Source organism: Vallitalea maricola (genome assembly GCF_036985595.1).
Classification (GTDB): Bacteria; Bacillota; Clostridia; order Lachnospirales; family Vallitaleaceae; genus Vallitalea; species Vallitalea maricola.
The window spans coordinates 1-23095 of record NZ_BTPU01000011.1; the positions used below are offsets into that span (position 1 = coordinate 1).

General features: G+C 31.3%; 16 protein-coding genes. 15 read left to right on the plus strand and 1 reads right to left on the minus strand.

The window, feature by feature from the left end:
- The 7 genes from AACQ14_RS04285 to AACQ14_RS04315 form a co-directional block, all read left to right on the plus strand.
- A partial coding sequence (locus AACQ14_RS04285) for an SDR family NAD(P)-dependent oxidoreductase (protein WP_339362338.1) occupies positions 1-7973 on the plus strand: 7973 nt, incomplete at its 5' end.
- A 14-nt stretch (positions 7974-7987) separates the two neighbouring features.
- A complete protein-coding gene (locus tag AACQ14_RS04290) occupies positions 7988-8236 on the plus strand; it encodes an acyl carrier protein (RefSeq protein ID WP_339362339.1) in 249 nt (82 codons plus the stop codon).
- Between the two features lie 95 nt (positions 8237-8331).
- Positions 8332-10062, plus strand: a complete 1731-nt coding sequence (locus AACQ14_RS04295) for an ABC transporter ATP-binding protein (RefSeq protein ID WP_339362340.1) — start codon at positions 8332-8334, stop codon at positions 10060-10062.
- 41 nt (positions 10063-10103) lie between these two features.
- Positions 10104-11717: an ABC transporter ATP-binding protein gene (locus AACQ14_RS04300; protein ID WP_339362341.1), complete on the plus strand. Its 1614-nt coding sequence runs from the start codon at positions 10104-10106 to the stop codon at positions 11715-11717.
- A 35-nt stretch (positions 11718-11752) separates the two neighbouring features.
- Positions 11753-12556: a class-II aminoacyl-tRNA synthetase family protein gene (locus AACQ14_RS04305; protein WP_339362342.1), complete on the plus strand. Its 804-nt coding sequence runs from the start codon at positions 11753-11755 to the stop codon at positions 12554-12556.
- Between the two features lie 35 nt (positions 12557-12591).
- Complete coding sequence (locus tag AACQ14_RS04310) at positions 12592-13605, plus strand: hypothetical protein (protein ID WP_339362343.1); 1014 nt, start codon at positions 12592-12594, stop codon at positions 13603-13605.
- Complete coding sequence (locus AACQ14_RS04315; protein ID WP_339362344.1) at positions 13586-15151, plus strand: hypothetical protein; 1566 nt, start codon at positions 13586-13588, stop codon at positions 15149-15151. The genes AACQ14_RS04310 and AACQ14_RS04315 overlap by 20 nt, the downstream gene beginning before the upstream one ends.
- Before the next feature lie 109 nt (positions 15152-15260).
- Here the strand turns inward: AACQ14_RS04315 and AACQ14_RS04320 are convergent, their stop codons facing one another.
- Positions 15261-16301 carry a hypothetical protein gene (locus AACQ14_RS04320; protein ID WP_339362345.1) on the minus strand — a complete coding sequence of 347 codons (1041 nt, stop codon included), beginning with the start codon at positions 16299-16301 and terminating at the stop codon, positions 15261-15263.
- A gap of 424 nt (positions 16302-16725) precedes the next feature.
- Here AACQ14_RS04320 and AACQ14_RS04325 point away from each other — a divergent pair, with 424 nt between their 5' ends.
- The 8 genes from AACQ14_RS04325 to AACQ14_RS04360 all read left to right on the plus strand — a co-directional run bounded on the left by AACQ14_RS04325 (position 16726) and on the right by AACQ14_RS04360 (position 23086).
- Positions 16726-17340, plus strand: coding sequence for a hypothetical protein (locus AACQ14_RS04325; protein WP_339362346.1), 615 nt, complete (start codon positions 16726-16728; stop codon positions 17338-17340).
- A 27-nt stretch (positions 17341-17367) separates the two neighbouring features.
- The gene (locus tag AACQ14_RS04330) at positions 17368-17889 is read left to right on the plus strand and encodes an O-acetyl-ADP-ribose deacetylase (RefSeq protein ID WP_339362347.1); all 522 of its coding nucleotides are present in this window, start codon (positions 17368-17370) and stop codon (positions 17887-17889) included.
- A 144-nt stretch (positions 17890-18033) separates the two neighbouring features.
- Positions 18034-18306 carry a hypothetical protein gene (locus tag AACQ14_RS04335; RefSeq protein WP_339362348.1) on the plus strand — a complete coding sequence of 91 codons (273 nt, stop codon included), beginning with the start codon at positions 18034-18036 and terminating at the stop codon, positions 18304-18306.
- An 8-nt stretch (positions 18307-18314) separates the two neighbouring features.
- Positions 18315-18584 carry a DUF234 domain-containing protein gene (locus AACQ14_RS04340; protein WP_339362367.1) on the plus strand — a complete coding sequence of 90 codons (270 nt, stop codon included), beginning with the start codon at positions 18315-18317 and terminating at the stop codon, positions 18582-18584.
- A gap of 177 nt (positions 18585-18761) precedes the next feature.
- On the plus strand, positions 18762-19118 hold the full coding sequence (locus tag AACQ14_RS04345) for a hypothetical protein (RefSeq protein WP_339362349.1): 357 nt from the start codon (positions 18762-18764) through the stop codon (positions 19116-19118).
- A 486-nt stretch (positions 19119-19604) separates the two neighbouring features.
- Positions 19605-20720, plus strand: a complete 1116-nt coding sequence (locus AACQ14_RS04350) for a hypothetical protein (protein ID WP_339362350.1) — start codon at positions 19605-19607, stop codon at positions 20718-20720.
- Between the two features lie 2 nt (positions 20721-20722).
- The gene (locus tag AACQ14_RS04355) at positions 20723-22126 is read left to right on the plus strand and encodes an aldehyde dehydrogenase family protein (RefSeq protein ID WP_339362351.1); all 1404 of its coding nucleotides are present in this window, start codon (positions 20723-20725) and stop codon (positions 22124-22126) included.
- A gap of 12 nt (positions 22127-22138) precedes the next feature.
- A complete protein-coding gene (locus AACQ14_RS04360; RefSeq protein ID WP_339362352.1) occupies positions 22139-23086 on the plus strand; it encodes a peptidase U32 family protein in 948 nt (315 codons plus the stop codon).
- The last annotated feature ends 9 nt before the right edge of the window (positions 23087-23095 follow it).

A 23095-nucleotide genomic window follows, 5' to 3' on the forward strand; every position in this document is an offset into this window, starting at 1 on the left:
ATGGAACAGCTTCAGGCTTAACAGCACCTAATCCAACAGCTCAATCGGAGGTAATGGTGGATGCTTGGAACAAAGCGAATATTAATCCAGAGGATATACAGTACATTGAAGCACATGGAACAGCTACAGGATTAGGTGATCCCATTGAGATACAAGGCATCAATAAAGCTTTTAGTAGATTTACGGATAAAAAACAGTTTTGTGCTATTGGGTCATCAAAAAGTAATTTAGGACATATGTATGAATGCTCAGGATTAGCTGCATTATTAAAAGTGGTAGCATCCATGAGACATAATACAATTCCTCCTACAATTAATTTTATGTCACCTAACACGAACATTGATTTTATTAACTCACCTGTCTATGTAAATACGGAAGCAAGAAGTTACATAGATAATGGGAAAAAATACATTGCAGGAGTTAGTGCTTTTGGTTTAAGCGGAACCAATTGCCATGTTGTACTGGAAGCCTATAACAACTGTGAAGAAGAGAATAGTAAGACTGTTGACAAACCAACACTCATAAGTATAGCTGCAAAATCAGAGTATAGTCTTAAGGCTAAGATTAGGCAGTATTTGAATTATATAAGAGAAAACTATGAAGAAGTTGATTATTATAATTTTTGTTATAATGTCAATCTATATAATGATATCTATGATAGGAGAATAGCCTTTGTCGTAACCAGCAAGGAAGACTTGCTAAGGAAATTAAAACATATTGATAACAATGGATTAAGTGAATACCCAGATCAAAAGATATATTACCACATGATAGTAAGAGATAATAGTGATTATAAGAGCCGAAAAGCTATGTTAAAACAGATGGATGAATTAACAGGTAAGCTTAATGGATTATTAGAGGCTGAGACATTGGAAAGGAAAGTCTTGGAAGAAGTATGTGAGTATTTCGTTTTGGGAGCTACTCCACAATGGGAAAAAATGTATGGAGAATATAAAGGTATGCATATTCATTTGCCAGTATACCCATTCCAACGAACAAGCCTATGGTTGCCTAAGAAAGTCTACAAGAATAAGAAAAAATTATACTATACCAAAGATTTCCAAATGGAACATATTATGAATGTAAACAATGCTCCAGAAAATACATTGATTATTGGCTGGGACGAAAGTCAGATAGAAGACCTAAAGCAAGGGGTATTGAAGAAAAAAAGCAATGGAGACACTGTTTTATTAAAAAATGTCCATGCACTAGAGCAACAAAAGGAAGAAATTGTGGAGAAGATGAAGAAAGATTCTCACATAATATATTCATTATATGAGTGTAATACAGAAGATATGGACAATCTTATGATAATGCAGGAGAATAATCTTCATACATTATTATGGTTGGCTAAGCTAATTAATAATAATGAAAATCAGGAAAATGTAAGATTAGTGGTTCTATCAAAAAATGGTATTAGTATTACTGGTGATGAAGAAGTAATCAATCCTCAAAATACTACAGCATTAGGATTAGGTAAATGTATAAGTAAAGAATTGAAGAAAATCAAGTTTTGCTTTATTGATTATGATTATGAGACAACACTTGATTATATCATTCAGGAAATAAATTCCAAGAATAAAGAAGAGGTTGTAGTCTATCGAAACAATATAAGGTATGTTGAAAGGTTAAAAGAAATTATACCAGCAGGTCAAGACAGTAGTGAATTATTAATTAATTCAGGTGTTTATATTGTTACTGGAGGATTAGGTGGAATCGGTTATGAGACAGCCAAGAAAATCTGTGAAACAACAAAAGACACTACACTCATAGTTATAGGTCGAAGTGAGCTTGTTACTAGTGGGGATATTGATCCAGGTCAGGAAAAAATGCTAGAGAAGTATAATAGATATACTACATTGGCTCACTTGTCTAAAAACATAGAATATTACAAAGCTGACGTATCTAAATATAATAGAATGGAAGAAATATTAACTACAGTCAGAAATAAATACGGAAAAATAAACGGTGTCATTCATGCAGCTGGAATTGGTGGGGGAAGATTAATTGAAAGTACCACCGTAGAAGATATTGATGCAATGCTTAAGCCAAAAGTATATGGTACCTGGAATCTGGATCAATTAACTAAAGAAGATAACCTGGATTTTTTTGTTCTATATTCTTCTATTGCCACTGTTTTCAGTAGTATTGAATTATCCGCTTATACTGCTGCAAACACCTATCTTGATTATTTCTGTCAATATAGGAAGGCTAACAGATGTGGTAAGACATATACCATAAATTGGGCAACATGGTCTGAAATAGGTATGTCAGTAGAGCATAATTTTACTGTTGATACATTATTCAAGACAATCAAAACCAAAGACGGAATAAAAGGTTTTCTAGATGTTTTAGGATCAGATTATACGAATATAATTATCGGAGAGTTGAATTTTGATAGTCCAATTGCTTTGATGATGAACAATTATCCTATTAAGTATTCTGAGTATATTATGGATCAATTGGCCGCATTGAAGGATAAGAATAAGAAAAAAAATGTTACGGATAGGCCAAAGATGATATCAGGTACTGGTGATTCACAGTATAGTGATATCGAAGTTAAGATTGCTCATGCATGTCAAGAAGTATTGGGATATGAAGAAATTGATATCAATGACAACTTTTTTGAAATGGGTGCGGATTCTATTCTAATGGGACATATTTTCAATATCATAAATGAGTATTATCCAGAAAGGTTACAATTAACAGATTTATTTGCTTATCCTAGTGTAAGACAATTATCAGAATATTTAGATTCCAAACAGGATGTAACGTCTAGAAGAGATAAGGAATCAAAAGAAAGGGTTAATAATGTACCAAAACACTACGGTGAAAAGGACGTTGCTATCATTGGTATAGGAATTGATCTACCTTGTGCGAAAAATATAGATGAATATTGGGAAATGATTATTAATGGAGTAAGTGTAGTCAGGGAAATACCAGAAGAAAGAGCTAAGGATCTTAGAAAACATTTTCGTTATTTGGGTATGGAGAAAGATGATATTAAATTTAACAAATGTGCTTACTTAGATGAAATAAATAAGTTTGATTATGAACTCTTTAATATGTCACCAAGAGAAGCCAAATTAATTGATCCTATCAATAGACTCTTCTTACAGTGTTGTAACAGTGCTATAGAAGATGCAGGATATGGAGGATTGAAAATAAGAGGAAGCAACACAGGTGTTTTTCTAGGTTATACAGCCAATCTAGGTAATTTGTATAGTCGTATTTTGTATGAATTGGATGCAGAATTATTCGGAGAGTCATTACCAGTGAATCAGGTAAGTATGGCAGCAAGCCGAATTGCTTATGTAAATGATTTGAAAGGACCAACTATGGTTATTGATACAGCTTGTTCATCTTCGTTAGTAGCCATGCATACAGCATGTCAACAAATACGGAGCGGAGAATGCGATATGGCATTGGTTGGAGGAGCATCCATAACCATGTCTCCTTTAGCTGGTGGATTTACAGTTGGATTTGAATCCAGTGAAGAGAAAACAAGATCTTTTTCAGAAGGTGCTATGGGGACTGCTGTTGGAGAAGGAGTTGGAGCTATCTTATTAAAACCTCTATCAAAAGCTTTGGAGGATAAGGATAGTGTATATGGCGTTATTAAAGGAAGTTCTTCCAATCAAGATGGAAGTTCATTCGGTATAGCTGCTCCTAATTACCTTGCTCAATCAGAGGTTATACAAAAGGCTTGGCTTCAATCGGGAATAGAACCGGAAACAATAAGTTATATTGAAGCCCATGGTACGGGTACAGCGTTAGGTGACCCAATTGAAGTTAAAGGTATTACCCATGCTTTCCAAGCTTTCACAGACAAGAAACAGTTCTGTGCATTAGGAACAATTAAACCCAATATAGGACATCTCAATGAAGCATCTGGTATCAGCGGTATCATTAAAGTACTGTTAATGATGAAGTATAGGGAGTTGCCTCCTACAGTATTTTTCCAAGAGCCTAATCAGAACATTGATTTTATTAATTCACCTGTATATATGAGTGCTTTGAAAAGAGAGTGGAAGAGAGAAGATACGCCTAGACGAGCTGGAATTACTGGGTTAGGAATGAGTGGAACCAATTGTCATATTGTTCTTGAGGAACCACCAAAGATTGAATATGAAGAAATGATAGAAGATACTCCTACTCTATTTGTAATTTCGGCGAAATATCAAGAGGGATTGAAAATACTAGCACAGAATCTAATACAATGGCTTTGCAGTAATGAAGAAAAGAATCTTTATGATGTACTATATACCCTTGCTACAGGAAGAGGTCACTATAATTATAGAGTAGGATTTAGGGTTAACAGCATTAGTGAACTTATTTCTTCATTAGAAGCTTACCTTAATGGTGATGATAACCATTATAGAATTCATCAAGGTAAATATGCAATTGTTTCTGAAAACAAAAAGGTACGACAAGATTTTGAATTGACAGTGGAAGAACATAAGGCATTGAATCATAAGGCTGAAAAACTATTAGAAGATGTTACACATAATAGAGATAAACAGAGTATGGAAGAATTGTTGGAAGCGTATACAAAAGGTGCTGATATTGATTGGCTTCAACTTTACAATAAGGAAGGATACCACCTCCATCTTCCAACTTATCCTTATAAGAAAGAGTATTGTTGGTTCCCACCTCCTTCTGATCCTGATGAGATAGAGAGTGTTAATTTTGATAGTTTCTATTACACCATGAAGTGGATAAGAGAAGATTATAGGGAAAGTAATCTTGATGGCAGCCAAACAGGAAAAACCTATTTACTTTTCCATAGCAGTTATTCGGCTATGCATAATATGAAAGAGCTTCTAACTGAACGAGGAATCAATGTGATTCAGGTATTCCTTGGTCAAACCTATGAGAAGGTTGATGATTCAATCTATAGAATTAATAATTCTATAGAATCCTGTGTACAATTATTCGAAGCAATTAACTCTTATGATATTGATAAAATAATTCACCTTGCTTCCATAAGTGAAGAGAACAATAAGAGAGAAAATGCTAGCATAATGGATAATACAGAATATGAGCAGATTGAAGAGAGTTTAGATAATGGTTTTTATCATATTATTAATCTAATTAAAGCCATGATAAATACACATTATAGCAAGAATCTTGAATTAATCATTCTGTCACAATGTGCTTATAGTATATCTAAGAAGGAAAAGGTATTATATCCTGAAAATGCTGTAGTACTAAGTATTGGTAAGGTTATTGAACAAGAATATCCTAATATTGAGTGTAGAGCAATAGACATACAAGATGCCCAGGATATGCCATTGGCAGTAGATGAAATTCTTACTAAGGATAGAAAACTTTATCTAGTTGGATTTAGAGAAGGTATAAGATATGTGGAATGCTTTACAGAAGAAACAGTCATGCCACAGGGTGATATCATTAGAGAAGATGGTAACTATATAGTCACAGGTGGATTGGGAGATATAGGTATTGAAACCGCAAAATATCTGTCGGTAAAAGGATGTAGTAGTGTTACCTTACTAGGACGGAGTGGCTTTCTTCCTAGAGAAGAATGGAATTCTCCTGACCTAAGCGATGAGCATAAAAAGAAAGCTGATATCCTAAGAGAAATTGAAGAAAATGGTGTTAGAGTACTCATTTATGCTGTAGATATTTCGGATTATGAAGGCATGAAACAGGTCTATCAACAGATAAAGGAAGAAGTAGGTGGGGTTCATGGTATTTTCCACTCAGCTGGAATTGCTGGTGCTGGTTATATACTAAGAAAGGAAAAAGAGGAATTTGCACAGGTATTAGCTCCTAAGGTGAGAGGAACTTGGATAATTGATCAATTAACTAAGGATGAGAAATTAGATTTTATCATGCTTTATTCTTCGGCAGTTACTTTTTCAGGAGAAGCAGGTCAAAGTGATTATGTAGGTGCTAACTCTTATTTAGATGCCTTTGTTGATTATCGAAATGCCAGAGGTGACAGAACTTATGTTATTAATTGGGTTTCATGGAAGGAAACGGGTATGTCCGTGAGATATGGTATTAATGTGGATACCATTACAAAAGCCATCACTACTTCCCAAGCCATCTATTATCTTGACAGACTGTTACAGAGTCCGGTGAGAAAAGTAATTATTGGACAGTATAATATCAATGAGAATTTATTAGTTATAAGTGATTATAGCCGAAATAGGATTTCAGAGGATATTCAAGAGAAGATGGATCATCTAAAGAAAATCTATATGAATAGTCATAAAGGTGATCGTATACTGACTGAAGATGGATTTGAAGTAGCCCAAGTAAAAAAAGGAAAATTGTTAATTCTTCCACATAGCGAAAAAACTAGCCATCTAGATATGATAGATGAATTAAACATTGATAATAAAGTGATTTCTAACGACATAGAAGATATACAGGATAACTTGTGTAAGATATATTCAAAAATATTAGGATACGATGATATTGATATTTATGATAACTTCTTTGAAATGGGTGGAGATTCTATTCTATTAACTAGGATGCATGGGTATATTGATAACCTATATTCAGATATTGTCAATGTGGCAAATCTCTTTGAATATACATCGATATATACTTTGTCAGAGTTCATTCATGATGAATTAATGAAGAAGACAGTTGGGAATGAAGAAAAAGAGGAAACAGGTATCCTAAGTAAATATTTAGATTCCGAGTGGACAGGTGAATTAAGCTACGCTCAAAAGAGAATGTATGTGGTTTATAAGAGAAGTAAAAATAAAAAGATATACAATAATCCATTCGCATTCAAGTTGCAGAAAATGGAATCCAAAGAAAATGCATACCATTGTATTAAGACTCTCATGGATCGACATGATGTCCTTAGAACAAGTTTCTATTTTGATGGTAAATCCATATGTCAAAGGGTTGAAGAAGATATTGAACCGGATATATCTTATTATTATCAAGAGGATATAAATGATATTGACTATAATGAATTACTAACAGAATTTAATTTAGGTAAAGCTCCACTCTTTAAGGTGTCGGTCATTGAACTGGGGAATGGTGGTTGTGTGCTGTTTTTTGATATGCATCATATTATTATTGATGGTTACTCATCTAGTATTATCAATAGAGAGCTGAACGATATCATAACTGAATCACCATTAGCTGAAGCTACATATCAATATAAACACTATATTGAATATGAGAAAGATTTTGTACAATCAACAGAATATAAGAAGATGGAAGGATATTGGGATGAACGTTTGAAGGGTTATGTACGAGAAAACTATCTTCAAGATTTTGAGTCCCAGGATAAACAAGACCAATCTGGAAGTTTTAATCTGACCTTGGATCAAGAACTGATAAATAGCCTTGAAAAAGTAGCTAAAACGAATAATGCTTCGTTATTTGCCATGTTCCTAATGGGTATTAATCTAGTAATACATATGTTTGATTCTAGTGAAGACGTAATTGTAGGTGTTCCATGTATAGGACGAGTACATGAGGATGTCATGAATATCGTGGGAATGTTTACTAATACTCTTCCAATGAGAAATTATCCAGTGGCAGACAAGCTGTTAAGTGATTTTATTCTTGAGATGAAAAAGAATATTAATAATGATTTAGCCAATCAATGCTATCCATATGATAGGATGGTGGAAAAATACAGAAAAACCCATAAGGATGGTAGTTCCAACCTATTTAATATCATGTTCGATTATGAGAGTCCTAATATGGATATTGTAGAAGGAGAAAGAAAAGGTTCTGGAGATATAATCCTTCCAGTCAGCTTTGCTAAATACGATATTGATATACAAATCACCAATAAGAATTCTTCCTTAGTCATGAAAGTTGATTATTCCAATGAATTTAGTGAAGAAAAGGTTCATGATTTTATTAATAAGTACCTAGCCCTATTAGGTCGTATTACCAAAATAAAAGAAGAAGAGAAAATAGGTGATATTGTAACTGATGTATTAGAAGGTAAAAATATTATCACCGCTTAGTGAGGAGAATGAATATGAATAGAGATGAAATTAAAGAAAAACTATTAGAGTATGTTAGAGAGAAGCTTCAGTCAGAAGAGATTACAGAAACAACTCAGCTGGAGTCCATTGAAGAATTTAGTTCCATTTTTGTTGTTGAGCTTATATTATTCATAGAAGAAAATTTTGAACTAGAGGTATCTTACGAAGACTATAGTATGGAAAATTATTCAGACGTAACAAGTATTATAGATTTAGTTATAAGAAATAAAGAAAAAAGTTAAATAATTGTATCCCAAGCTGTGTTTTTTAATAACATTGGATAGATATTCAACTAAAGAACACAGCTTACTAACAACGATAGGTAAGAGGGGTGTATATGAAAAAAAGAGTAAGTCGTAATATAGCGAGAATATACGGTAAAAGCTATAAAAGAATGCTGGTAATGGTTTTTATAGGAGCATTTATTGCAGCTTTGTCACAGCTTTTTTATACCTATGAGATAGGTGTTGTTATTGATGTATCAAGTCATGAAGAAATTATTAGAAATACTATTTTCATTGGTGCAGCAGTTATCATTAGAGTTCTAACAACCTTCATAAAAAAAAGGATATCTTTTAGAGTAAAGAACAGATTTTTGTACCGATTAAGGAAAATGGTAGCTGAGAAAATATGCTACTCTGATTATAAAGAACTTGAAGCAACGGATGATAAGAAAATATTATCTATCATGTCTACAGATGTTGAAGGATTTAAAAAATGGTTTGATACCCTATTTCTGTTAGGAGAATTGCCTATAAAACTGGGATTATGTATTTTATATATATTCTATATGTTTTATACAAGTTGGACCCTGATTGACTTAGTAGCAATTATAGGTTTATTGCTTATTACTCTATTATTGAATAATATTTGGGCAAAAAGAATATATCCTCTTACCATGAAGGAAAGAGATAACAAGGGACAAGTAATCAACTATTTCATCAATTCTTTGAATTTCAGAATGATGATTAAGGCATATAATATGGAAAAAAAATTTATGGATGATAATAAAATCAAGCTGAGTAACTTAAAAAAATCAGAGCGCAAAACTTACTTGTTTAATAGAATGATGAATTATTATGCTGCTATGAATGGTTATTTTGGATTTTTATTAGTGTTGGGGATTGGAGCTAAAAATATCATTAATGGTACATTGCAATTGGGACAATTGGTATCTATGCTTTTTTTAATGGATATAGTTGGACAAGGAATAACTATTCTTCAATCAATACCTGCTAATTATCAAAATGTTAGAGCATCCATAGATCGAGTAAACAGTATATTAGACTTAAAAGATAATAAAGAGGAGCAAGAAGAGTTAAAAGAGAATATTAATAACAATAATCCTAGCAATATTGCATATGAAATAAAAAATCTATCTTTTTGCTATACTGATAGTTATATATTAAAAAATATTAGTTTTAAGATAAATAAAGGTGAAAAGATAGCTATTGTTGGAAAAAGCGGTTGCGGTAAATCCACTTTATTAAAGCTGTTATGTAATCTCTATAAACCACAGGAAGGTTCTATAGAATTCATGGGACAGCCTATTAATAATATGAGTAAGAAGAGATATTATGAGAATATAGCTGTAGTCACTCAAGAGAGTTTTATACTAGATGATACTATTGGCAATAATGTCCGTATAGTTGATGAAAATAAAAAGACAACTGATGTGAAGAGGGCTGTAACTAAGGCACAGTTAAATGAATATATAGCTACTTTAGAAAATGGACTAGATACGGTTATTGGTACTGGAAGCCATATGTTATCAAATGGTCAAGACCAAAGGGTTAATATTGCAAGGGCATTTTTGAAAGATAGCGAGGTTTATATTTGCGATGAGCCCACATCAGCTTTGGACGAAGATAATACTAATAGGATTATGGATATATTTTTGGATGATTTAAAAGACAAGACCTTTATTGTAATATGTCATAGTGGAATTGATTTTGAGCGATTTGACCGGGTTTTATTTATAAAAGATGCTGGAATAGCTGGATATGCGCCACATATGGAACTTATGGAAAAGAATGAAGAGTATGGAATGATGTTTGCAGAAATGTAACATATAGTTCTAAACATGAATAATAAGAGAGGTATATGTTTATGAAAGCTATTAAAAAAATGATAAGAATTATTAAACAACATCCAATATTATGGATTGTTGGTATATTGGGTTATCCAGTGACGACTTTGGTTGCTCGCTTAATTTATGCCTATGGATTTGAATTATATGTGGAAAAACTTCAAGATAGAAGTATTACTATAAAACATATTGCTTTACTCCTAGGGTTTGTCTTTGTAGGTTTATTAATAGCCAATCTACTTGAATACATAACAGCGTTTTTAATAAAACAATTTCGCCTATCTGCACGAACCAGCATACAACAAGAAATCTATAATAAACTACAGAATGGACCTATATCAAAAACATCCATCTATGATAATGGAGAAGCGTTGACAAGATATAACACAGACTCAGATTTAGCAGCAGCTATGGTGACAGATGATGTTGTACTATCCATTTACCCTATTATCGTTGGTTTAGGATATATTGCATCCATAATTTTAGTTAATATATATATTGGGATAATGGTCTTAATAATAGGTATTTTAATTATTTTCTTCAACAAGTATTTTGTCAAGTACCATAAAAAACTGAACCGAATGCACTTAGACGGTGAGGCCGATTTCATGAATTTATATCAGAATACAGTGCGAGGTAAAATGAGTATCCGCCTAATCAATGCTGAGAAAAAAATAAATTCCAAGTTAAAAGATAAAGCAGAGCATTTAAAATCAGTTGAGGATAAGATGGGGAGAATGGAATCTTATAAAATAATTACATTAGATTTATTTTCTTATATATGTTCAACTCTTATGATACCTGTGGCATGCCTGTTCAGTGCATGGGGCTATATATCTATTCCAGAAGTAATTTTGATTACTCAGTTATGTAAGGATATTGTAATTCATATATCAGGATTTGGTTGGGCTGTTTCCAACTTCAAATCCCATGAAATATCATTAGACCGTGTCTTAGACATTATGGATATTGAAGACGAGAATAATGGAATTGAGCTTCCTTCCCATAATGAAAATGAGCCTTTGTTAAAGTATGAAAATGTGAGATTACTCTATGGGGAAAAATGTGTATTAGATAACATCTCTCTAGAATTCTCTAAAGGTGAAATAGTTATGTTCTCAGGACAAAGTGGCTGTGGTAAGTCAAGCCTCATCAAAGCATTGCTTGGATTTGTAGACTATAATGGCAGGATATTATATAAAGGTGTTAATATAAAAGATTTTTCCATTCAAGAATTGAGAAAAGAAGTTGCATATGTACCAGAAAGGGCTGATATGTTTGAAGGTACAGTACTTGATAATATACTATATGGAGATTTTGATGCAAAAAGGGAGCAAATAGTAGATGCCTTATCTAAGGCTGCTATCCATAAAGAGCTGGATATCGATTATGAAGTTGGGACAGAAGGGATGAATCTATCAGGTGGGCAGAAGCAGAGAGTTGCCATAGCCAGAAGTCTATTAAAAGAAGCATCTGTCATTATTTTGGATGAACCTACTGCTGCCTTGGACAGTGTATCAGAAAAGATTATCTTGGAGACATTAAAAGAGCTCAAAAATCAAGGAAAATGTGTTATCGCCATTACACATAGAGAGTCTACATTGGCTATTGCTGATCGAATTATAAACATATAAGCCTAAAAGCTGTAGAGAGAAAGAGAGGTTTTTACATGAATAACAATCGTAGTATATTATACAATGAATACTTTTGCTTGGATGAAAAGGATTGCAGCTATATTGAGGAGTTAGATAACAAAATATGTGAATTCTTAAAGTTATTCAAGGCAAAGAATATTATAATACCCTCTTTTATAAGAAGAGATATATTAGAGAAAAGCGGATATTTTGGTAAAAATAGACATCAATTAACCGCAGTTGCAGTTGCTCATCCAGAGCACTATGAACAAATTGAAGCAGAGAGAGAAATCACAGATGAAACGTCACAACTAAGCGGGCTGTATTTGACCCCTGCTGCCTGTCTTCATGTTTACCCCATGTTTGAAAACCAAGTCATATCAGAATCAATGTGCCTTACAGGAAAAGGAAAAGTGTATCGATATGAAGGTGGGAAGCATGATGGGTTACAGCATTTTTGGGAATTCAATGTAAGAGAGTGCATTTTTATTGGATCAGAGTCATATGTCAGGGAATCCCTAGAACAATTTGAAAAGTGGTTGTATCAGTATGTATTGACTATAGATGAAGATGCAGTTGTACAACCAGCCTTTGATCATTTTTTTGGCTCATCTAACAAGTTGAAAGCATGGAAAAAATTTCAATTAATGAATCAAATGAAACGAGAATTGATTGTTCATATTGATGAAAGAGAAATTGCTCTTGCTTCATTTAATTATCATGGTACGAAGTTCAGCAAGGCATATAATTTTGATAATAGTAATGAAATTGTAACAGGTTGTGTAGGTGTTGGACATGAAAGATGGTTAAGATTAATTAAGTGGATAAATGAAAAGTAATTTCTGGTAGAGGTCTAATTGAAAGGAGAAAGGACATGGAAATCAAACTACCTTTAGCAATACCACCGTTAACAGGTCGTATGCATATAGCTTTTCCATTAGCGATAATGTTAACCAAGGAACACAATAAAGTATGGTTCTATAATCACTATATTCAAATGATGTGTTCAAATGATTATGATGAATACGGGGTTCTGGATTATTCGTTTTATGTGGGAAGTATCTGCAATGGCTGGTGGAATAACCCATTATTGGAAGTACAATTTTTCAAGACAGATCTGATTTTCAAGTCGAAAAAAGATATTCTAGATTTTTCTATTAATATGCTGAAGGATAATTATTATATACTGACTCAAGACCTGGATTATTTCAGAAAGAAGTTTCTCAAGAAGTCCCGTACATCATATCATTATATTTTCGGGTGTAATACCAAAGAGAAAGTATTCTATACAGTGGGACATCAAAAGGGATATTACGGAAACAACCAAGTATCTTTTAAGGATTTTATAGATGATATGAAAACCTATACCAACCAAGAACTTGTTCTCTTAAAAGTGAAAGAATCCCCACTGGAAATAGATTTACCTTTTATTAGAAAACAAATCCATGATTATGTTTACTCCCGTAATTCATCTGAGGATTTAAAGGTTTATCAGACACTCAACACGACATTCAGTTATGGACTCAAAACCTACGATAATATATTTAACTATTTTATTAAATTACTTGATGGTAAAGTTAAAAATGATATTAGGATACCTTATATTCTATGGGAGCATAAGAATTGCATGTATTTAAGGTTAAGGTATATTAACTCCAATGTATTCAAGATAAATGAAGATGTACTGAAATACTCCAAAGAACTAGTAAGTAAAGCTTCTATGATCAAGAATTATACGCTTAGATCCATAATAGAAGATAATCCCAAATATATAGAAAAACCATTGAGAAAGCTTGAGGAATTGAAGAGAGAAGAACTCAAGATAATGATGGAATTATTAGATATAATACCAGAGAGGAAGGATACAAATGATGAATATTGTGATTGAGGAGAATCCAGCATATGATTGTTTGGATATGTTGATAGCTGCAATATCTAAATATATAAAGTGTGAATATAGGTTAATGTTTATAGATGCATGGCGCTTTCTATATAATAGTAATCAAGAATGGGAAAGTCTTGGAGATAAAATTGCATTATACTCTCTGAAATGGGCATATTTACACAAGTATCATGGATTAGATACAAATATTGTCATTAAAAATACATTATCTGAAAAGATAGATTTCATACGGGATCAAATTAAACAAGATAAACCTGTTGTTATAAAAATGGATATATATTACTGCCACTGGATTATTAGAAGCTACCAAGTAAGACATTCAGATCATTTTTGTATTGTAACTGACATGGATGATGAGAATATTTATTGTATCGACTCATATGTTATAAATAAAAAAGTAGCTTTGCCTTATAAAGATTTTGCAGAAGGAAATTCACTATTTCTAACATTTGAGCAAACGCAACAAGTCAAGAAAGTAGATTGGAAATCTTTAATAAAAAAAGAATTGAACTGTATAAATAAATATAATATGATTGATTGTATTATAGAATTTTCTAGAGATGTTAAAAAGAATTTTGATGTTAAAAAAGAGATTGAACCATATAAAGATATGATATCTGTTTCACCAATAATCTCAAAACTTGGAGAAGTATACCGTAATAGACGGCGATTCGCCCTTTCACTAATGTGTTTGATGGAACAATATGAAATTAATGATCTAAAATTTATAATAGATAGGTTAATATATGTTTCTAATGTATGGAGTATGGTCTATGGAATGCTTATTAAGGCTAACTATATTGATAATTCATCAGATTACGTTGATAAAGTTGCCAAGAAGATAGAGGAAGTAGCTAGTTTTGAAAAAGAAATTATTGATGAGTTATATAAGATTTTAGATGATGAGCCTATAAAACCATTTGTTCCATATACCCATTATAAGAAATATGAATTCAGTAAGTATCAATATTTAGATATTACCTCATATTTTAATAATAATGCTCTTGGATATATTGAGAATCAAACGTATTATCCTAATGTAATAGGAGACGATAGATTTTTAGTGGTGAATGAGAATCTAGAAATAGATATATTAGAAATAGAAAATATGAAATTTAGATTGCCTGAGTATGTAAATGAAACATGTGACAATATTGAATGTTATTCACAAGTGCTAAATATAGATCAAATAGATGAAACCAGCTATGATAGTATTTTTATACTAGGGTGTTGTGATATTGGTAGTCATTCAAATGATATTATAATTAATTACAATGATGGTACTAAGGAGAAGAAGGTATTATACTTGACTTCTTGGCTAAGTGAATCACCTAGATTTAATGATTTGGTAGCTTGGGTAGGAGAGGGTGCTGTAATTAAAGATAATAAAATAAAATGTTATGATTTTGATGTTCACATATATGCTAATACTATAGCAGTTGATTCCAGTAAAATCATTAAAAGCATTGAGTTACCTTATTGTCCCAATATGCATATTTTTTCTATCACATTGGCAAAAAAGAACGAGTGATATGGCAATAACAATAATTATTACAAGGAGATTGGTAAGTAGAGGGACTGTCGTATAATATATCCATCATGGAATATGTATTATTCCACAGTCCCTTAAGTTTATAGTATCAGGCTTTTTCTAAACGTTCTATTTCTGTAATAAATCTAGGTATGATACTCTGTTCTCTATCACAAACATCTTCTAATAAAGGTATGATTTTTTCTATTATTTCAACGCGTTTTGTCATATTGTATTTAAGGAATAAGTTACGTATTGAAAAGCAAATCTGCTGAATAGTGATATATTCATCTTTAATTGCTTCTAAATCACATACAGTTGATGTATATTTATTCATGAGATATTCTATTCTTATTACCATACATTTTTTATGTTCCCATAATAAATGGAAAGGTCTAATATCATTTACTCCCACATTATTGTGCAATAATTTGAGATATTTTATTAGTTGCTCATATATATCAATTCCATATGCAAAGTCTGTAGTAGGGTTTCTTAGTATAGTATACTTACTGCTAGAGTTTTCACCATTAAGGTAATCAAGTAATGAATTTCTTATGCAATTCAAATCTAAATCATATGTAAAATCATCTTTTATATGTAAAAGTTTTATATCATGATTATGTGAAGCTAGGTCACTTGAAGCTTGTTCAAATTCATCATAACTTATTTTGGTACTGTTGAAAATACCCTTACTATCAAAACCTAATATATTATATTCCTTTTTATCATTATCAAAACCATAAATCATATTTTCATGGAAAAAGTGTTCTTTTTGGTATGTAGGTCTGTTTGGAACATAGTATTCATCAAGATGACAAACTATATAGTTATCTCGCATTAATGAATTAATAATCGATCGGTTTATGTTTATATTACAATCGATTAATGTGTAATTATCTATTGAATGAGTATTAAGCCACGGTATACCAGGATATATAGAACCAATCCAAGGGATTTCTGTTGCAGTACATAATGTGAAAAAGTCAAAGAAATTATTTTTTAGGGTAGTACGACATATCAATTGAATATAGTTACAAGAAAACCAAGGCATACACTTATCGTAATTAAAAATTATTGATAATGGGAATGCATGGACTACATAGCCAATAATTGGAGTACTACTAATCGGTAGTTTTTTGCTATTCATTTTTATTTTAATCCTCCTTGATTAAATTAATTTAGAAATAGCTTGTATTAATATATGAGTGTTTATATTTTGATTAATACAAGTAACTTAGAATGTTTATAATATTTATAATATTATTTGATTGTATCAGCAATATGTGATTGTGTCAATAATATTTGCCTATAATTAATACATCTATGAGTGTTTGGTGGAAATAATGTTTATTAATGGTACTTATTATTTGCAACATTCATATATATTTCTATGATATATGCTAAAAAAACAACATATCTAAATTATTAATAATAATAAATTAGTTAAGAATTGCATTACTATTAGTTTTTTGTGGAATATGGTATACTATTGGTAAATTAGGATTTGTATTATATGATAACAATTTACAACTATTTAAATAAACATAGCCTTTAAGAAAGAGATTGATATAATGAAGAAAAGAAATAAATTAATTATTAAGCCTACAATAATGAACCCATACTATGATAAACCTAATTGGTTTGAATCAGAAGTGGATATTGATCAATTTGTATTTATAGATAGACATTCACTACCAAATGATGTAAAACAGTTTATTATCTTACTTTTTGGATATAATGACATAGAATTCGGTAATTGTTTTGAAGCCTCAGTTAACAATTTCTTAGAATTACAGAAAGATGAATTAGCAATGTCGGGAGGTCCCACTTTTATTTATAATGAAGTACAGATTCTACCAAGTTGTTGTTGTGGCCTTGAAGATTTAGAAGATGTAGCAACCTGTATAAAACATAAAAAGAGTCCTTGGCTTGGACATGATCCAAATCCATGTATAGAGTATTCAAAAAGAAATAAGATTAAAATTTGGTCAGATGATTATAAGGAAAATAAAGATGCTTTTTATATTAGTTGTACATATACAGAATTGCTTGTAGCTTTGCATGAGATGAAAAGGGATTTAATCTCGTTTATAGAAGGTCCATGCTTTGATTACCTTGCAAGATTTAATTTGAAATATGCTAATAATATGATAAATCATTTAAAGAAATTACTTATTGATGTTTAAATTAACAGAATATGAGGTGGAATTATATTGAATAAAATAATAATATATCATGGTGATATAACAAAGGTTGAATGCCAAGCTATTGTTAATGCAGCTAATACTAGTCTTATGGGTGGTGGTGGAGTAGATGGTGCTATCCATAGAGCTGGAGGTACTAAGATTTTAGATGCGTGTAAAAAAATTCGAGCAAGTCAAGGAGGATGCAAAGTTGGACATGCTGTGATAACTACAGCAGGTAATCTTTTAGCTGATAAGATTATTCATACCGTTGGACCCGTATGGAACAATAAAGGTGTTGAAGAAGAATTATTAAGAAGTTGTTATAAAAGTGTCTTTGATTTAGCTGTACAGAATAATATTTGTGAATTAGCTATACCAAATATCAGCACAGGTATATATAGATTTCCAAAGAAGTTAGCTGCTGAAATAGCTATTGAAGCCACAAAAGACTTTCTAAAGAGAAATGAGAATTTTAAGCAAGTGATTTTTGTTTGTTTTGATATAGAGAATTATCTAATATATAAAGAATTATTAGGTATGACAGAATGAGCAATAGCATCTGAAGATGATAATTTTTTTAAAGATGATGGAAGAGATATTTATGACTTTCAAAACAAGTTTTTAGTAAAGTGCAAGATATGTGGTAACTGTGCTACTATTATAGCTATACCAAAATATGAAGGCTCTTATTTTGTGTGTAAAGAAAGAAGGTTTTTATGTACTAGTTGTGGGAAGATTGAAATAAAAAGCGTTATGAATGGCATTGGTTCAGAATATCCTTTGTGGTTAGAAACTAATTGCTGTGGTCATAAGCTATGGGCATATAACTTAGAGCATCTTAATTATATAGAAAGTTTTGTAAGGGCTAATATAAGAGAAAATTATTATGATGAGAGAATAGGTTGGAAAAATCAAAGTCTAGCAAGTAGATTACCTAAATGGATGAAAAAATCAAGTAATAGGTAATTAGCAAGATAGGAAGTTATTGGGATTCCAAAGTGGAGATAGATATTGTTGCTATAGATAATGATAATAAGAAACTTATTGTCGGTGAATGTAAGTATTTGAATAAACCAATGAAGGATAGTGTATTTTATAATTTGATTGAAAAAGCTGATAGCATAAAAGGTTATGATGATTATGATAAGGTATATGTATTGTTTTCTCTAAATGGTTTTGAGGATAGGATTATTAATCTAAATAAAGGGCGTAATGATTTGATTTTATTTGATAGTAACAAATAGTATTAATGATTTAGCTATAGGGTCAAATTTTATTAGTTAAGAATATAGAAATATAAATAATTTCGGCTAATATATAAAATAAACATTATATTAACTATTACATTTTTATCACATATTTCTAACCACTCTAATAATATTATTAATATATAAATAATTATTTAGAGAGGTTATTTGTTTATGAAGAAAACAAGTAAAATCAGACATTTGTTTCCTGGGGGGAATACCACACAAGGATTTTTTTCATACTATGACAATATTTTAAGACAAGATGAAGCAACTAGAATTATTTGTCTAAAAGGAGGACCAGGAGTAGGTAAATCCACCTATATGAAGAGAATAGGCAAAGCAATGGAAGAGAAAAACTACGAAATAGAATATCTACACTGTTCATCAGACCCTGACTCATTAGATGGAGTTTTTATACCAGCTATAAAATTTGCAATAATCGATGGAACATCACCCCATGTAGTTGACCCTAAAAATCCTGGAGCAGTAGATGAGAACGTACACCCATTGGGGATATTTTTTATATAAGCAATTATAATAAAATACTATGCAATAAACACTTCAGTCTCACCAAGCTGAAGTTTTTTCATGCCCAAAATCCTAACAATAAGAGTTCTTTTTATCTTAGCATAAATCTAGAAAGCTAGGTATAGTTAGACATCAATGTAAAATGATTAATGGCAATATTAAGAAAAGTCGGCATGTTATTACATAATTCACTACCTCATATTACATATAAATATAATAAGAACATTGTAGATGTATAATAAGTATGGTAAAAATATTAATAAATAGTATTTTAAGTTATAATGTCTGAAAACAAAGAATTATGGTTTGGATTAGAATAAACATATTATTCGTTGAAAGGATTAAAAATATTGTTTTTAAGAAATATTTTTTGATAAGTTTCACAAATAATATATTAAATAACATACACGTAAGTAAGAAAAAATGATTATATTTAAGCAACAGAAAGTGGAACAAAATAAAATTATTATAAAAGGAGATTAGCTAATGTTAGAACAAGTCCCATGGAGAAAACATATCAATCTTAGTCCAGATAATTTATTGAGAGATGTGTTGAAAGTTGTATTTGATGAGGATGGTGGAAGTGAATTTTGGCTTAAATACCAAAAGAATCATAATCTAAATTGTATTCGAGACATTCATACAGAAGAAGAATTGAAGATTTTAGGAGATCCTGAATATGTGACTAATCAAATTACTATAGCATTACGAGACTACCCAGTAGAATATTATGTACCAAAAAGTCTTATCAAAAATAAGTCAAAATTGATGTTATCTGTAACTGGTGGAACTACTGGTAAAGAGAAGACAGCAATATTTAATACTAAAGGCTTGTTTGAAGATTATGGTTTCATGGGGTATCATTTCATAACAAAACATGGATTTTCCTATACTGGAGAAGGGTATAGCTTATTATATGCAGGACCCACTGGTAATCATTATGTAGGTAAGTCTATTAAGCGTATGGCAGAAAACACAAATGCTCTGTTTTATGCAATAGATATGGATACGCGAATATTCAAGAAATTCCTTATTGCTCAAAAATATGACGCAGTTAATCTGTATATGGAACATATAATGGAGCAAATAGTGGATATTCTAAAGACAAAGAAAATTGATTGTCTAGTTACAACATCTAAAATACTGGAAGAATTATATAAGTATATTGATGTTGATGCCTTAGGTTTAAAGATGATAATGAATTCTGGAACTGCTACATCGCCTGATACATTGAAAGTATTCACTAATGAAATATATAAGAATGTTATATTTATGGGTGCCTATGGAAATGCATTATTCGGTCCATCTTTTGAGATACCACGTAAAGAGAATGATTACAATATGAGATATTATTCTAATTATCCTTATATCCAGATAGATGTAGTATCTAAAGATGATTTGTTTTCTAAGGTTAACTATGGAGAGACAGGTAGGGTATTAATGAGAAGATATACACCAGAATGCTTTATTCCTTATTACGTAGAGCGTGATATTGCTGAACGAATAATGCCTTCTAAGGAAAATGGCATATTCTGGGACGGAATCATGAATCCTAGACTTAACCAAGATATGGCTGGGAAAATTGTAGAAGGGGTTTATTAATTATGATTAGTATTCCATTAAAAATAGGTAATGAAGATTATTATACTATAGAAAAAAATATAGTAACAGATTTATCAGGTAAAGCAATTGCAGAATGCTCTATGGCTCCATCAATAAAAGTAGATCAAGCTAATGATATGTTCTGTGCAAATAAAACATCTTGTAGAGACATAGATATTTATCAACTTATAGAAATATTTAATCGAGCAGCTGATATTTTTAAGGGTAATGTGCTGATGGGAAATGAAGTACTTTCTTTTGATGATTATATTAATATAGTTGTAGAATCAACTGGCTTACCAGTACGTTATGTCAAAGAAGGACAAGCCGTCATATACTATTATTTTAAAAATATAGGCAATATACTTAAGGCACAATCACCTAATATGTCTTTAGACGTATACAATGAACATATGTATATGAAGGGCAATAAGACTATTGGTTGGATAAAAGATGGTATAGATGTAGGTGTAATCTCTCCAAGTAACAATTCAACAGTACATACAGTATGGATGATGGCATTGGCAATGAAATCGCAGATTATGATTAAACCATCTTTAAATGAAGTTTTTACACCATTAAGAATTATTCAATCTCTTTTAGATGCGGGTTTACCAAAGGAATTTGTTTGTTTCTTGCCTGGTAATCACAAAATAACAAATAAAATTTTATCTACAACGTCAAAAGGAATATTATTTGGAAGTAGCGATGTCATAGATAGATATAAGAAGGGCTTTCCTAATGTAAAATATTATGGACCTGGATCATCAAAGTTATTTGTTGATGAAGATAGTGGTGTAGATTTCGACAAAGTAGTGACACATGCCATTGATGGAATTGTGAGTTATGGAGGAAAAGGGTGTATTTCTATTTCTTCTATCATATGTACAAAAGATGGAAAAAAATATTCAGATTCTATAGCAGAAAAGTTAAGCCATACTCATATATATAATCCCTTGGATACTAAAGCAATAATTCCAGCAGTCAAAGAAACTAATTTGTGTACAGCTCTAAATAAATATATACAAATAATGGTTGATTTAGGAGCAGAAAACATGTCACAAAAATATATAGGATCTGACCCATATGTAGTATCAGAAAACTGCAATTATCTATTACCAACAGTATTATATATGGAACCTACACATCCTATGTTTGGAATAGAATTACCATTCCCTTTTGTTACTGTAACGAGTGCCAGTGGAAGTTTGGCTAAGAACCTATTAAGAAAGTCTCTGGCTGTATCAATTATAAGTGATGATAATGAGATATATCAAGAACTTTTGCAAGATGAAAGTATTCAAATGATTCATCGGGGATTGTTAGAAAATGTATATGATGTAGATCCTGAAAAACCATTTGAGGGATTTATGAGTGACTATTTGTTTAAAGTTAAAACGATATAAGTGGGGGATAAGATGATAGTAAAAGCGCCTGTTAATAGTCTAAGATCAGCAGAATTACAATGTAAATATGGAGCGAAAGAAATATATCTAGGATTAAGAAGTGATAAATTGAATAGGCTTTCCTTTTCAGGAAGGGGCAGTATAAAGGTTGATAAAAAGGGCTCTAATAGTAATATTGAGAGTGGTGAAGAATTAAATAAAATAATTAACCATTGCCATGACAAGGGAGTAAGCGTTGCATTGGCAGCCAATTGTCCTTCATTACCAGATGCTATGAAGGATGGTTACGAAGAGTATATTAATGAAGTCGTAGAATTAGGTGTAGATTCAATTATTGTTGGTGATCTGGCGTCATTAATTCTAGTAAGAAAAATTGTACCAAAAGATTTCTATGTTACTGCTTCGGTTTTCATGGAATCATATAATATCGGGGTTGTTCAGATGCTGAAACACTTGGGAGCAAATGAAGTGTATATTCCTCATCATCTTAAATATGATGAAATAGAAAAAATATGTGATGAGGGATTGAATATTGGAGTATTTGCTAATTATGGTTGCTCCTTTAGTAACGGACGTTGCGGACTTATACATAGATGGGGTGAAGAAATAGATATGGGAATACCTTGTCGAGCAAAATTTGATATAAGTAGTAAGAATGGAAGTATCAAAGAGGCATACCCTATATTGGATTTTGGTTTGGATTGCTGTTTATGTACAATTAAAAAATTAATGGATTTTAATATCCATTCTTTAAAGTTAATAGATAGAGCAACCCCTGTAGAGCAAGTTCTACCTTTTACCAAAGTATATTCAACTGCAATTAAGATGTTTCAAGAAGGTAAAAATTTAGATGAAATAAAGGCTATGGCATTTAAAACAGTGCCTTGGTGGGAAAATCAGTTTTGTGCAACTAAAAATTGTAGATATATGGATAATTGCTATAGCAGTTATTATATTTAACTTTTGGAG

Coding starts and splice junctions, on each gene's coding strand:
- AACQ14_RS04290 (WP_339362339.1), top strand. CDS start 7,988: ATGAATAGAGATGAAATTAAAGAAAAACTATTAGAGTATGTTAGAGAG.
- AACQ14_RS04295 (WP_339362340.1), top strand. CDS start 8,332: ATGAAAAAAAGAGTAAGTCGTAATATAGCGAGAATATACGGTAAAAGC.
- AACQ14_RS04300 (WP_339362341.1), top strand. CDS start 10,104: ATGAAAGCTATTAAAAAAATGATAAGAATTATTAAACAACATCCAATA.
- AACQ14_RS04305 (WP_339362342.1), top strand. CDS start 11,753: ATGAATAACAATCGTAGTATATTATACAATGAATACTTTTGCTTGGAT.
- AACQ14_RS04310 (WP_339362343.1), top strand. CDS start 12,592: ATGGAAATCAAACTACCTTTAGCAATACCACCGTTAACAGGTCGTATG.
- AACQ14_RS04315 (WP_339362344.1), top strand. CDS start 13,586: ATGATGAATATTGTGATTGAGGAGAATCCAGCATATGATTGTTTGGAT.
- AACQ14_RS04320 (WP_339362345.1), bottom strand. CDS start 16,301: ATGAATAGCAAAAAACTACCGATTAGTAGTACTCCAATTATTGGCTAT.
- AACQ14_RS04325 (WP_339362346.1), top strand. CDS start 16,726: ATGAAGAAAAGAAATAAATTAATTATTAAGCCTACAATAATGAACCCA.
- AACQ14_RS04345 (WP_339362349.1), top strand. CDS start 18,762: ATGAAGAAAACAAGTAAAATCAGACATTTGTTTCCTGGGGGGAATACC.
- AACQ14_RS04350 (WP_339362350.1), top strand. CDS start 19,605: ATGTTAGAACAAGTCCCATGGAGAAAACATATCAATCTTAGTCCAGAT.
- AACQ14_RS04355 (WP_339362351.1), top strand. CDS start 20,723: ATGATTAGTATTCCATTAAAAATAGGTAATGAAGATTATTATACTATA.
- AACQ14_RS04360 (WP_339362352.1), top strand. CDS start 22,139: ATGATAGTAAAAGCGCCTGTTAATAGTCTAAGATCAGCAGAATTACAA.